Genomic DNA, 12,920 nt, shown 5'->3' with positions numbered 1-12,920 from the left:
AATTATAAAAGTTTTTTTAATGCGCAATTTGTGATACTATCTTTTTATGGAGCCAGAAACAAAAAATTGCCAAAACTGCAAAAAGGATTTCACGATAGAGCCGGATGATTTCAAGTTTTATGAAAAAATTAATGTCCCTCCGCCGACTTTTTGCCCAGAGTGCAGAACGATAAGAAGAATGTTGTTTAGAAATGAAAGAGCATTATATAAAAAAGAGAACAGTGCTTCAAAGTCAAAAGAAAAAATAATAAGTATGTATTCTTCGGAATCCCCTTATATTATTTATGATAAAGAATATTGGATAAATGAAGCTAACTGGGATTCGAGAGACTATGGAGTAGATTATGATTTTAATAAATCTTTTTTTGAACAATTCCATGCTCTTGATAAAAAAGTTCCCAAATATGCTTTATATAATATTAATCCAGTAAGAAGTAATTATTGTAATATATGCGTAGATATGAAAGACTGCTACTTGGTTTTTGGCAGTTGGTACTCAGAAAATTGCCAGTACGGAGATACTGTATTGGAAAGTAAAAACTGCATTGATAATTCATGGATAAATAAATGTGAACTATCTTCTCAGTTAATAAATTCTGATAATTGTTATCAAACCTTTTTCGCTCAAGATTGTGCAAACTGTATAGATTGTTGGTTTGTGTATGATTGTAAAAATTGCCAGAATTGCCTTTTTTCTTCAAATCTTCGCAATCAACAATTTTGTATTGTAAATAAGGTAGTTTCAAAAGAAGAATTTAATAAAACAAAAGAATCATTATTAAATTCCCTTAAATCACCTGACGGATTAAATGAATTATTTGATAAATATAAAAAAGTAAAAAGCGCAGCTATTCATAAATTTATGATTGGTAAAAATTATGTTAATGCTACCGGTAATTTTATTAACAACTCAAAAAATGTTAAAAAGTCACATTTTACTTCAGAAGTTGATAATGTTAGATACAGCATTAGGTCTGTGAAAGGGCAGAAAGATACTAGTGATGTATATGGTGTTAGTGGAGGAGAATTAGCTTATGAATCTCTAAATGTTGATTTTAGTTCTAATATTTTAAGTGCTTTACATGGATTAAATTTAATTAACGTTTCATATTCTATTGATTGTGATAATTGCAATAATCTTTTTGGCTGCATTGGCTTACACAACAAATCCTACTGCATCCTAAACCACCAATACACCAAAGAACAATACGAAGCCTTGGTCCCCAAAATCATCAAGCACATGAATGATATGCCCTACATAGATAGTAAAGGCAGAATTTACCAATACGGAGAGTTCTTTCCGGTAGAATTAAGTCCTTTCTGTTACAACGAAACCATTGCTCAAGAATACTTTCCTTTAACTAAAGAAGAAGCTATTAAACAAGGTTACAAGTGGAAAGATGCAGAAGAAAGAAACTATACAATAGACATTAAAACAAAAGACATTCCTGATAATATCAAAGAGGTAGATGAATCTATTCTAGGAAAAGTCATTGAATGCGAACATCAAGGCAAATGCAACGAACAATGCACCGAAGCCTTCAAAATCATTGCTCCAGAACTCCAATTCTACCAAAGAATGAATCTACCCTTACCTCATCTCTGTCCTAACTGCAGACATTACCAGAGACTGAAACAAAGAAATCCCTTAAAGCTCTGGCATAGAGCTTGCATGTGTGAGAAGACTACCCATACCCATATAGGTAAATGCCCCACAGAGTTTGAGACTTCTTATGCGCCGGAGAGGAAGGAGATTGTGTATTGTGAGAGGTGTTATCAGGGGGAGGTGTATTAGTGTTGCAATTATAACAGTTTTGTGTTAATATTGTGAAATATGTTAAATACAAAGAAAAAGCAAACAGTTATAAAGAAAAATCAAATTCATGACAAGGATACAGGCTCTTCAGAAGTGCAAGTGGCTATTTTATCTACTCAGATTTCCGAACTGGCAAAACATTTAAAGAAACACAAAAAGGACAATCATTCTCGTCGAGGGTTGATCAAGATGGTAGCCGACAGGCGCACTCATTTAAAATATTTGGAACGCAAAAGCAAACCTCGCTACACAGCTTTGATGAAGAAAATGGATCTAGCGTAGAAGTTTGGAAAATAAGTTTTCTCCGGTACGGAATTTTTGAAGCTTAAAAATTCCTGAAGTTCTCGCGCCGTCGCGCTCGAAACCCCTGCGAAAACTATTTTCCAAACTTCTAACGCCTGCGACAAGTTTCAAAAATTTGCTATACTATATACACCTGTCCCGTACTAAATTTTTATTATATAAAAGTTTAGAAAAATATAACGTCGTACGAGATAAGTCCTTTTTATAATATTATTAATTTTAAAATTTTAGTACTGGGATGACAGTTATAAAACACAAAGAACAGAGAGTAGGAGTTTTTATTGATACCCAAAATTTATATCACAGCGCTCGAAACTTATATCAAGCGCGAGTTAATTTTGGCGCGGTTTTAAAAGACGCAGTGGCGGGGCGAAAGCTTGTGCGGGCAGTGGCTTATGTCATCACCACAGAAGCTGGAGACGAAAAGAATTTTTTTGAAGCATTATCCAAACTCGGTATTGAAACCAAGACCAAAGATTTGCAAATATTTGCCGGCGGCGCAAAGAAAGCGGATTGGGATGTGGGGCTCGCTGTCGATGCAATTAAAATGTCTCCGCGTCTTGATTCTGTTGTGATAGTCTCTGGCGATGGAGATTTTATTCCGCTTGTAGAATATTTGCAAACTATCGGCGTGCAAGTGGAGGTAGTTTCTTTTGGTAAATCAACTTCCAGCAAACTTCGCGAAGTCGTGGATGATTTTGTGGACTTGTCTGAAAACCCTAGAAAATATCTGATGAACGCTAAATAATCCCAGTAGTAGAGCAAAGCTCACTACGGGACAGGTTTTTGCTTTTTTACTTAAAAGTGTTAGGATAAACAAATATTTATTAGTTAATCGGGTTCGCGTTTAGACACAAAGTAGTGTTTCCACTTATCAATTTAAGTTGTGAAACAACACTGTAGTCTGGATACGAACTTAAAATTTAAGATGCAAAAAAAAGAATATAGCGTAGAGATAGGAGGAAGGACATTAACTGCTATTTTTAGTGATTTAGCAGAACAAGCGCATGGTTCGGTAATATTAAAATACGGAGAGACTATCGTCCTAGCCACTGCTTGTATGTCTCATGATAAACAGCAAGGCTTGGGATTTTTTAATTTGACTGTGGACTATGTAGAGAAATTTTATTCAGCCGGCAAAATTTTAGGTTCTCGTTTTGTTCGCCGAGAAGGGAAGCCTTCTGAAGAAGCGATATTGGCCTGCCGAGTGATAGATCGCACCCTGCGGCCTCTCTTTGATCAATCAATGCGTCATGCAGTGCAAATCATTGTGACTGTGCTTTCAGTAGATGATAATGATCCGACAATTTTGGCGGTAAACGCAGCTTCGCTTGCTCTGGCTGTTTCCAATATTCCTTGGAATGGTCCTATCGGTTGTGTGCGTATTGGCAAGTACGATAGCGATAAAGAAAATAACCAGTTGAAAATTAATCCACCCCAGAGTTGGCGTATTGACGAGGACACTCAATACAAATTTGACCTGACCGTTTGCGGTAAAGATGGAAATATAAATATGATTGAAGCCTCTGCTCGACAGAGTAAAGAAGAAGAATTGGAAGAAGCGCTCAAGGTGGCGAGTGCAGAAATAGCAAAACTGGAAGATTTCCAAAAAAATATTGTTAAAGAAATCGGCAAGGAAAAAAGAATAATAGAAAAAGAAAAAATTTCTCCCGAGTCTGTAGCATTATTTAATGAAAATATTTTGCCCAAGATGGAAAGCGCTCTTTTTGCCGGAGCTGGAAAAGAAAAAATAGATGCCCTGCATACTGTTTGGAATAATCTTATACGAGAAAAATTTGGAGATAGAACTGATTTTTCCCTGGAAGATAATCTGTTCGACGATACCGAAAATGAAATTTTGCACAAAAAAGCCATAGAAGAAAACAAACGAGCAGACGGCCGGGCGATGGACGAACTTCGGGACTTGTATGCGCAAGCGGGAGGTCTCTCCAGCATCATTCACGGTTCGGGAATTTTTTATCGCGGAGGAACCCACGTGCTTTCTGTTTTGACTTTAGGCGGACCGGAAGATAGAAATTTAGTTGACGGCCTGCAATTGAAAGTGGAGAAAAGATTTATGCATCATTATAACTTTCCTCCGTATTCTTCGGGAGAAGTAGGGAGAACAGGTTTTACTAATCGCCGAGAAATCGGCCACGGAGCGCTCGCTGAAAAAGCGCTCGCGATGGTATTGCCCCCAGTTTCAGAATTTCCCTACACAATGAGAATTGTTTCTGAATCAATGGCTTCAAATGGTTCTACTTCTCAAGCTTCGATCTGCGCTTCGATTCTCGCATTGATGGATGGCGGAGTGCCGATCTTGGCTCCTGTCGCCGGTATTGCGATGGGATTGATGTATGAATCAGATGCAAAATATAAAATTTTGACTGACATCCAAGGTCCCGAAGATCATCATGGAGATATGGATTTTAAAATTGCGGGATCGAGAGAAGGAGTGACAGCTATTCAGCTCGATGTAAAAGTGGAAGGAGTGCCGATAAAAATATTGGGCGAAGCAATGAGGCAGTCTAAAAAAGCGCGAGTGGCTATCATTGATAGAATTGAAAAAGAAATTCCAAAACCGCGCGCAAATATTTCTCCAAATGCGCCAAAAATTTTGATTATCAAAATTAATCCTGAAAAAATAGGAATGGTTATTGGCGGGGGAGGAAAAACGATCAAAGAAATTAAAGAAAAATCCGGCGCGGAAATAACTATTGAAGATGATGGAACAGTGTATTTGACTGGGAAAAATGGTTCGGCAGAAAAGGCTAAAGAGATTGTCGAAGAAATGACGCATGAATTTAAAGTTGGTGAAATATTGAAAGGCGAAGTTGTAAAGATTGCTGATTTCGGAGCTTTTGTAGCCTTGAATCCTTTTACTGACGGAATGGTGCACATTTCTGAAATGGCTCCATTTCGCGTAGAGCGAGTATCAGATATAATAAAGGAAGGTATGATTGTGCCGGTAAAAATAATAAAAATTGACAACGAGAGAGGCAAGATCAGTTTGTCTATTAAAGAAGCGGATAAAGATTTTTTCAAAAAATCTTAAGAATGGAAAAAAATAAAAAAATAGAAAATAAAATCGTAGAGACTTATGCCGAAGACATGGCGGAGGTGCTTAAGAATGACAGAGAAGGCTTGGTAAAAAAAATGATTCATGGAGAGGAAGAGCACGAAAAGGAGAAAGAAAATTTTTCTCCAGAATCAAAGGAAAATAAGCTTTTTATGCTTGCCAGTTTTTTTCTTATAGTCTTTGCCTTAATAATTTTATTTTTTTTTCTCTTTAGGAAAGAAGACAACACGGTGGTGGTCGAAAAGCAGTTTACCCCGATCGTTTTTAGCGATCAAAGTGTTCCTTTAGAAATTTTTGGATTGAAAAAAGAAGAAATAATACAGGCTGTCCAAAATGAAATTAATACTACAAAGGTAAAAATTGGAGGCATCGAAGGGATTTATCTGACAGAAAATAAACAAATTATCGGACTCAGGAGATTCATTTCCTTGACTGAGAGTAATTTTACCCCAAGCACTAATACACTTTTAGTTGATGATAATTTTTTAATGGGAGTTGTGAATGAACCTGGGAGCGAGACGAGCGAGAGCGGTTCCGCTCCTGCTCCGACGAATAAGGATTTCTTTATCTTGATTAAAATGCGTTCCATTGCTGATATTTTTGATGCCATGCGCGCCTGGGAAGGAAAAATGTTTTCCGATCTGCACGGATTTTTTGGAGTAAATCTTTCAGCTGATACAAACGATCTTTTAACGAAAGATTTTCAAGATGGCATTGTTGACAATAAAAATGCGCGAATTCTTTTCGGCAAAGACGGCCAACCGGCTTTGATGTATGTTTTTGCAGATGACAATTCTGTTGTCATTACCGACTCGCAAAGTGCCGCGCACGAAATCATACTGCGCCTCACATCTAGTCAAAAAAAGCAGTAGTATTTTTAATAAAGTAAAATTATTTTGTTTTTTCAATCCCGTTAGAGGCAGAGGGTCGCTGCGAGCCCTCGCGGCCTCTAACGGGACAAATCTTTTCCCACGGGAGATTTTTTTTACCGAAATGGCCATAGGTAGCGGTTTGCTCATAAATAGGATTTTGAAGACCAAGTTTTTTTATTATGGCAAGCGGTTTGAAATCAAAATGCTCTCGGACTACTTTTGACAAATCTTCACCTTTTTCATTTATGGCTTCTATCATCAAGGGTTCTGCCATTCCGATAGCGTAGGCGACAGACACTAAGGCTTCTTTGCCGTATCCGTTTGCTACGAGATTTTTGGCGACAAAACGCGCCATATAAGCGCCAGAGCGGTCTACTTTGGTGGCATCTTTCCCAGAGAAACATCCGCCTCCGTGCGGAACGAGCCCGCCATAAGTATCTATCATTATTTTTCTTCCAGTTAGACCGGTGTCCGCTTCGAAACCGCCAGCAGTAAATTTACCCGTTGGATTTACTAAAATTTTTATCCCATTAGAGGCAGAGACACACTGCGAGCCCTCGTGGCCTCTAACGGGACAGGCCCTTTTTCTTTCTTCTTTGGAGAGTAAGGGTAATATCACTTTTTTTGTAATTTCCTTTTTTATTTCTTCCAGTTTAATATTTGGAGAATGTTGGGTGCTAACTAGTACAGTATTTAATTTCCCATTGGTATAAGTGACTTGCGTTTTTCCATCGGGCCTGAGCCATTTTATTTTTCCACTTTTTCTCATTTCTTCTAATTGTTTTGCAAGTTTGTGCGCCAACACTATTCCTTTTGGTAGAAACTCAGGCGTTTCATCAGTGGCATATCCATACATGATGCCTTGGTCTCCAGCACCGCCTGTGTCTACTCCTAAAGCAATGTCTGGAGACTGAGTGACTATATTGGCAGAGATTTCAAGCTTGTCTGTGTAGCCAATCTTTTTATAAACATCTCGCGCTATTTGCACATAATTTACTTTTCCTTTTGGCTCGCCCGTAGGACTATGCCCGAGGGATGTTACTTCTCCACCAATAACAAGGCGACCATGTCCGCCAAAGGTTTCTATAGCCACTCGGCTTTTCGGGTCTAACTTTAAATAAGCGTCTAAAATAGCATCTGATATTTGATCACAGATTTTATCCGGGTGGCCGGAGGTCACGCTCTCGACTGTATAATTTTTGCAGTGTTTGTAAAACATCATCTGAGTATAACACTTGCTATGAAATATTAAAATGTTATCATTTGCCTATGATAGACAAGAAAAAAATTAAAGAGAAATTGGAAAAAGAGAGAGACGTTCTGCTTGAGCAAATGAAAGATTTGGGCAAGTTGAATAAAGAAACGGGGGAGTGGGAAGCGACTCCGGAGGAATTGGAATTTCCGGAATCTGATGAGAATGACAAAGCGGATCGGTTTGAGAATTATGAAGCTAGAAGTTCCATGATTAGAACTCTGGAACCCAGATTAAATAGTATTTTAAAATCATTAAAGGGAGTAAATAGAGAGTCTTTTGGTAAGTGCAAAATTTGCGGAAAATATATCGAAATGGCAAGGCTGGAAGTGAACCCCGCCGCTCAAACTTGCAAAAAACATTTAGAAAACTAATATGTCTTTTGCAAAAGTTTACTCGGCACAAGTTAATTTGCTCAAGGGTTCTATCGTGACTATCGAAGTTGACCTTTCAAAAGGGCTTCATTCTTTTAGCCTGGTGGGACTTCCAGACAAAGCCGTAGATGAGTCGAAAGACAGAGTAAGCGGAGCCATAAAAAATTCTGGTTTTAAATCTCCTAAAGCAAAAAATCAAAAAATAATAGTTTCACTTTCGCCTGCCGATTTAAAAAAGGAAGGCCCTTTTTTTGATTTAGGAATTGCTCTTTCATATATGCTCGCCGCCCACGATGTTAAATTCAATCCGGAGAAAAAGATTTTCCTAGGAGAGCTGGGACTCGACGGCGCTTTGCGAAAAATTCGCGGGGCATTGCCTCTCGCGCAAGAGGCCAAAAGGCTTGGTTTTGAAGAAATATATTTACCAAAAGAAAATGCAGTGGAGGCAGCGTTAGTGGAAGGTATAAAAATTTTTGGAGCGAATAGTTTACAAGAAGTGGTGGAACATCTAGATGAAAGAAAAAAAACTATTGAAGAAAAAATAAAAAGAATTACACTTCAATCTCAGACCAGAATAAATTATAAAAAAGAAATATCGCGGATTGATTTTTCTGATATCCGAGGACAAGAAGGCGCCAAGCGAGGTTTGGAGATCGCAGCAGCTGGCGGACACAATATCGCTATGTATGGTCCGCCTGGCACAGGCAAGACGATGCTCGCCAGAGCTTTTTCTCAAATTTTGCCGGACTTGGATCTCGATGAAGTTTTGGAAATTACCGGCATCCATTCGGTAGCTGGGAATACAAATGGGGAGCTCGTATGTTTTCCTCCGTTTCGTTCTCCGCATCACACATCATCTTATGTCTCTATCATTGGCGGGGGAACTTACCCCAAGCCTGGAGAGGTGACCCTCGCCCATAGGGGAGTTTTGTTTTTGGATGAATTTCCAGAATTTGAAAAAAGAGTTATCGAATCTTTGCGTCAACCGCTCGAAGATAACATCGTGTCAATTTCCCGCGCCAAAGGAAATGCTTGTTTCCCCTCAAATTTTATTTTAGTCGCGGCGATGAATCCTTGTCCTTGCGGAAATGCGACTTCGAAACAAAAAGCGTGCATTTGCAAACCGTCTGATTTAGACAGATATAAAAGAAAATTGTCCGGGCCGATTGTAGACCGCATCGATCTTTGGGTTTCAGTCGGGAATGTTGATTATAAAAAATTGGGAGGAGATGGGAGTGGAGAGAAGAGTGAAAAGATAAAAGAAAGAATAATCAGAGCGCGAGAAATTCAAAAAAATAGATTTGAAAAATTCCAGAAAGATATAAAGAAAAAAATAACGACGAATAGCGAAATGAATGTGAAAGATTTAGGCATAATGGTGACTTTGGGTGGCAGGGTGCGGGATCTGCTCGACGACAGCGCCGAACGCTTGAGCTTGTCCGCTCGCGCCTATCATCGAGTGATAAAAATCGCTCGCACCATAGCCGATCTCGAAAATTCTCCCGAGGTTGAAGAGCATCATATTTTGGAAGCAATACAATATAGGCCGAAAGTGAATTCATAAAAATATCTAGCAAAAAATTTCTGCGCCTTCGCCCTCGGAGTCATAAGGGCAGGGAACCCACGACGCTTTAAATTTTTTCTAGATATTTTTATTTTATGAGTTATCCACAGGTGGTTTGTTGACAAGTGAACGCTCGTTCACTTATACTATTTACATGGCCAAGTCGGGGCAAATTTAGTAGAAAATAAAAAATAAATTTTATGTCACAAACACAATATTTAAAAATGTTAGAGAGGGAAATACAAAAGATCAACAAAAAAATTGATTTGAAAATTCTCCAAGGGCAAGATTATAAAAAGGAAGCGAGAAATCATAAATTACTTTTGAAAAAAGTTCGCTATAATTCCCGAGTAAGTTTGACGAACAAATTGGTTACTCTATTTTTTAGAACCAACATCTATGCGTAATTCGTATCAGGAAAAGATTGAATCTTTTTATAAAGATAATAAAAGGATGCCTTCGTATTCAGAAATGATGAAGTTATTCGGTTTTAAATCGAAGAACGCAGTGTTTCGCGTAGTGGAAAAGTTGATTAACACAGGAGTAGTCGCGAAAGATCATTTAGGCAGATTGATCCCTTCTGAAACTTTCACAGAGGATATCTCTAGTGTACCGATGCTTGGCTTTGTCACTGCTGGATTTCCGGCGACGGTAGAGGAAGAGTTGGCTGATAAAGTAAACTTGGATGACTTTTTAATAAAAAATAAACCACTAACGTACATGCTCGAAGTGGATGGGGACTCGATGATCGATGCGCACATAGAGCCGGGGGATATGGTGCTCGTGGAGAAAGCAAATACGGCTCGTGATGGACAAATAATAATTGCTGAAGTGGATGGAGAGTTTACTATGAAATATTTTCGCAAAGCTGGCGCCAAAGTCTGGCTCAAACCAGCCAATAAAAATTACAAACCGATTTATCCGAAACATTCACTAAACATTAATGCGGTAGTGAAAGCGGTAATAAGGAAGTATTAAAAAAGGATTTTTATGAAATTTTTTGTTACAATAAATACATGTCATTAGTATCTATACCAGAAGCATCAAAATGGGCATCCGATTTTCTTGAAAAAGAAATTAAACCAACAAATATTTCTTATCTTGTTCAATATGGAAAAGTAAAAAAATATGGAGAGAATGGATCAACTATGCTTGATTTGAACGATTTGAAAAAATATTATGACTCATATAATGGCAAACGTGAAGAAAGTTGGAAAAAAAATCTAGGTAATGATTTAAATTGGACACTTTCTTTTGATAATTTGCGTGAGAAAGATACGACAAAGCATGTTCATCGATTACACCCCTATAAAGGTAAATACATTCCTCAACTAGTTGAATATTTTTTAGATTCTCATATTGATGATTTTAAAAAAGAAATATATTTCAAGCCTAATGATATTATTCTTGATCCATTTTTGGGTTCTGGGACAACAATTATTCAATCATTAGAGATGGGTATTCATTCCATCGGGATAGATGTTTCAGAGTTTAATTGTATGATTTCAAGTTGTAAAGCAACCAATTATGACTATGAATATTTATCAAAGGTTATAAAGAAATTAATTTCTTCTCTTGATTCTTTTGAGCATGATAATAAAGTTCAGAACTTTGAAAAAGAACTTCTGGTTGAACTTGCTAAATTTAATCTAATAAATTTCCCTGGATATGATTTTAAATATAAAGTTAATCAAGGAAACTTTAATGAAAGTAAATTTGCTATTGAAAAAGAAAAAGAATTTTTACCTATTTATCAAAAATTACTTAAAAAGTATTCAATAAAAATAAAACAAGATAAAAAATCTTCTTTTCTTGATATGTGGTTTGTAGAAAATGTACGTCGTGAGATTGATCATGTTTTTGAAACAATAAAAAAAGAGAAAGATATTAAAACTAGAAAAATTCTTGCACTTATTTTAAGTAGAACAATTAGGTCATGCCGTGCAACTACTCATAGTGATTTAGCAACTCTTAAAGAACCACAACTTACAACTTATTATTGCTATAAGCATAAAAAAATTTGTAAACCTATTTTTTCAATAGCAAGTATGCTTAATCGTTATGCCCTTGATACCTTAAATAGAATTAAGGAATTCAATAAATTACGTAAACCAGTTCACTATTCTGTATTAGCTAACGACTCAAGAACAGTAAATATTTTTGAAAAAGTAGAAAAAAATAATCCAGAATTTTCAAAAATTCTAAAAAAGCAAAAAATAGCAGGAATATTTTGCTCACCACCTTACGTTGGTCAAATTGATTACCACGAACAACATGCTTACGCATATGATTTACTTGGATTTAAACGTAAAGATAATTTAGAAATAGGTCCGCTTTTTAAGGGGCAAGGGATAGAAGCCCGCAAATCTTACGTAGAAGGAATTTCAGCTGTGTTAAATAATTGTAAAAAATATCTTAAAGATAATTTTGATATTTTTCTTGTAGCAAATGATAAATATAATCTTTATCCAGAAATTGCCAAAAAATCAGGTATGAAGATAGTAAATCAATTTAAGAGACCAGTATTAAACCGTACGGAACGTGATCGAAATCCGTATTCAGAAATTATTTTTCATTTTAAATCAATTTAAATTTATGGCTTTATCTAAAGAACAAAAACAAGAAATACAACATTTATTAGAAAAAAAGATAGATAATAAATTAAAGAAATACGCTAGAGAAAGTACATCTATGCCATTTTTATCCCGCCTAATTCAAGATAGTGAAAAAGTTGCTGCTTATTCCTTCGTACATTCAATAGCCACGACTCTAGGTATGTCTATATATGAAGATGTTTCAGTGATTATTGCAAAAAATACAGCCAAGGAATGCTTTAGAAATTATGGTATGGGAGGAGTACTTTCAAAAGATCAAAAATCTATTATTTCAACTATTATTACAGAGCTTAGGAATAAAGAGAGAAAGGCTAATATTAAGCAAGAAATAAGGGAAGTGTTAAAAGCTTCTTCTAATAATGGTAAATACCAAAAAGAGGGGAATATAGTTGATTTTTATATGTTAAGAAGTGGACAAGAGTTTTATTTTGAAATAAAGACAGTGAAGCCTAATATTGATGTTTTTACGAAGTCAAAGACAAAATTGTTGGAATGGATAGCCAGAAAAAGAAAACCGGTAAAAGTATTTTTAGCTTTTCCTTATAATCCGTATGCTCCAGAACCCTATACACGTTTTACAGTTCAAAATATGATGGATTATCAAAATGATTTTCTTATAGGAGAAGAATATTGGGATTTTCTTGGTGGAAAAAACACATATAAAGATTTACTCGCTGTTTTTGATCTTGTAGGAAAAAATTATAGAGAAAAAATTATTAAAAAAATTAAAGAGGTTGCTGAAGTCAAAGTTAAGGAAACTAAAAATTTATAATATTAGTAATTATATGAAAAACAATAACAAAAAAGATGATTGGGAGGATTGTGATGATTGTGCTGTTTGCAGGGCGATGAAAAATGGAGAAGCTAACGACATGGAAGGTTTAATGAAGGCTTTTGCTGAGGCTGAAAAAGACGGCGTGGGTAAAGTAGGTTTTGGAGATAGAGATGAAAATGATGATTCAGTTCCGTCTCCGTATACAAAATAGTTATTACTAAAACAAAAAACACCCATTGGGTGTTTTTTGTTTCCAGTTCTCTCGAGAGA

13 protein-coding genes are annotated in these 12,920 nt (G+C 36.4%); 12 read left to right on the top strand and 1 reads right to left on the bottom strand.

Annotation, left to right across the window (positions count from 1 at the left end; genetic code table 11):
- The first annotated feature begins 46 nt into the window (after positions 1–46).
- The 5 genes from PHT16_00530 (at position 47) to PHT16_00510 (ending at position 6,070) form a co-directional block, all read left to right on the top strand.
- Positions 47–1,795, top strand: coding sequence for a hypothetical protein (locus tag PHT16_00530; GenBank protein MDD5720925.1), 1,749 nt, complete (start codon positions 47–49; stop codon positions 1,793–1,795).
- A 39-nt stretch (positions 1,796–1,834) separates the two neighbouring features.
- The gene (rpsO, locus tag PHT16_00525) at positions 1,835–2,098 is read left to right on the top strand and encodes a 30S ribosomal protein S15 (protein MDD5720924.1); all 264 of its coding nucleotides are present in this window, start codon (positions 1,835–1,837) and stop codon (positions 2,096–2,098) included.
- Positions 2,099–2,357: 259 nt separating this feature from the next.
- Positions 2,358–2,867: an NYN domain-containing protein gene (locus PHT16_00520; GenBank protein ID MDD5720923.1), complete on the top strand. Its 510-nt coding sequence runs from the start codon at positions 2,358–2,360 to the stop codon at positions 2,865–2,867.
- Positions 2,868–3,047: 180 nt separating this feature from the next.
- The gene (locus PHT16_00515) at positions 3,048–5,174 is read left to right on the top strand and encodes a polyribonucleotide nucleotidyltransferase (GenBank protein ID MDD5720922.1); all 2,127 of its coding nucleotides are present in this window, start codon (positions 3,048–3,050) and stop codon (positions 5,172–5,174) included.
- 2 nt (positions 5,175–5,176) lie between these two features.
- Entirely contained in the window at positions 5,177–6,070 is an 894-nt protein-coding gene (locus PHT16_00510; protein MDD5720921.1) for a hypothetical protein, read from the top strand.
- Between the two features lie 19 nt (positions 6,071–6,089).
- Here the strand turns inward: PHT16_00510 and metK are convergent, their stop codons facing one another.
- A complete protein-coding gene (metK, locus tag PHT16_00505; protein ID MDD5720920.1) occupies positions 6,090–7,289 on the bottom strand; it encodes a methionine adenosyltransferase in 1,200 nt (399 codons plus the stop codon).
- 50 nt (positions 7,290–7,339) lie between these two features.
- On the opposite strand from metK, the gene PHT16_00500 reads away from it, so the two are divergent.
- From PHT16_00500 to PHT16_00470, 7 genes are all read left to right on the top strand, one after another.
- A complete protein-coding gene (locus PHT16_00500; protein ID MDD5720919.1) occupies positions 7,340–7,696 on the top strand; it encodes a hypothetical protein in 357 nt (118 codons plus the stop codon).
- Between the two features lies 1 nt (position 7,697).
- Positions 7,698–9,260: a YifB family Mg chelatase-like AAA ATPase gene (locus PHT16_00495; protein ID MDD5720918.1), complete on the top strand. Its 1,563-nt coding sequence runs from the start codon at positions 7,698–7,700 to the stop codon at positions 9,258–9,260.
- A 200-nt stretch (positions 9,261–9,460) separates the two neighbouring features.
- A complete protein-coding gene (locus PHT16_00490) occupies positions 9,461–9,667 on the top strand; it encodes a hypothetical protein (protein ID MDD5720917.1) in 207 nt (68 codons plus the stop codon).
- Positions 9,660–10,238 carry a transcriptional repressor LexA gene (gene lexA, locus PHT16_00485; protein ID MDD5720916.1) on the top strand — a complete coding sequence of 193 codons (579 nt, stop codon included), beginning with the start codon at positions 9,660–9,662 and terminating at the stop codon, positions 10,236–10,238. The genes PHT16_00490 and lexA overlap by 8 nt, the downstream gene beginning before the upstream one ends.
- A gap of 38 nt (positions 10,239–10,276) precedes the next feature.
- Positions 10,277–11,851, top strand: a complete 1,575-nt coding sequence (locus tag PHT16_00480) for a DNA methyltransferase (GenBank protein ID MDD5720915.1) — start codon at positions 10,277–10,279, stop codon at positions 11,849–11,851.
- A 4-nt stretch (positions 11,852–11,855) separates the two neighbouring features.
- Positions 11,856–12,647 carry a TdeIII family type II restriction endonuclease gene (locus tag PHT16_00475; GenBank protein MDD5720914.1) on the top strand — a complete coding sequence of 264 codons (792 nt, stop codon included), beginning with the start codon at positions 11,856–11,858 and terminating at the stop codon, positions 12,645–12,647.
- A gap of 13 nt (positions 12,648–12,660) precedes the next feature.
- Positions 12,661–12,861 carry a hypothetical protein gene (locus tag PHT16_00470; protein ID MDD5720913.1) on the top strand — a complete coding sequence of 67 codons (201 nt, stop codon included), beginning with the start codon at positions 12,661–12,663 and terminating at the stop codon, positions 12,859–12,861.
- The last annotated feature ends 59 nt before the right edge of the window (positions 12,862–12,920 follow it).

This window comes from Candidatus Paceibacterota bacterium (assembly GCA_028718635.1).
GTDB lineage: Bacteria > Patescibacteriota > Minisyncoccia > Phycocordibacterales > UBA9973 > UBA9973.
This window is presented reverse-complemented; position numbering and strand designations above follow the sequence as displayed.

Coding starts and splice junctions, on each gene's coding strand:
- PHT16_00530 (MDD5720925.1), top strand. CDS start 47: ATGGAGCCAGAAACAAAAAATTGCCAAAACTGCAAAAAGGATTTCACG.
- rpsO (MDD5720924.1), top strand. CDS start 1,835: ATGTTAAATACAAAGAAAAAGCAAACAGTTATAAAGAAAAATCAAATT.
- PHT16_00520 (MDD5720923.1), top strand. CDS start 2,358: ATGACAGTTATAAAACACAAAGAACAGAGAGTAGGAGTTTTTATTGAT.
- PHT16_00515 (MDD5720922.1), top strand. CDS start 3,048: ATGCAAAAAAAAGAATATAGCGTAGAGATAGGAGGAAGGACATTAACT.
- PHT16_00510 (MDD5720921.1), top strand. CDS start 5,177: ATGGAAAAAAATAAAAAAATAGAAAATAAAATCGTAGAGACTTATGCC.
- metK (MDD5720920.1), bottom strand. CDS start 7,289: ATGTTTTACAAACACTGCAAAAATTATACAGTCGAGAGCGTGACCTCC.
- PHT16_00500 (MDD5720919.1), top strand. CDS start 7,340: ATGATAGACAAGAAAAAAATTAAAGAGAAATTGGAAAAAGAGAGAGAC.
- PHT16_00495 (MDD5720918.1), top strand. CDS start 7,698: ATGTCTTTTGCAAAAGTTTACTCGGCACAAGTTAATTTGCTCAAGGGT.
- PHT16_00490 (MDD5720917.1), top strand. CDS start 9,461: ATGTCACAAACACAATATTTAAAAATGTTAGAGAGGGAAATACAAAAG.
- lexA (MDD5720916.1), top strand. CDS start 9,660: ATGCGTAATTCGTATCAGGAAAAGATTGAATCTTTTTATAAAGATAAT.
- PHT16_00480 (MDD5720915.1), top strand. CDS start 10,277: ATGTCATTAGTATCTATACCAGAAGCATCAAAATGGGCATCCGATTTT.
- PHT16_00475 (MDD5720914.1), top strand. CDS start 11,856: ATGGCTTTATCTAAAGAACAAAAACAAGAAATACAACATTTATTAGAA.
- PHT16_00470 (MDD5720913.1), top strand. CDS start 12,661: ATGAAAAACAATAACAAAAAAGATGATTGGGAGGATTGTGATGATTGT.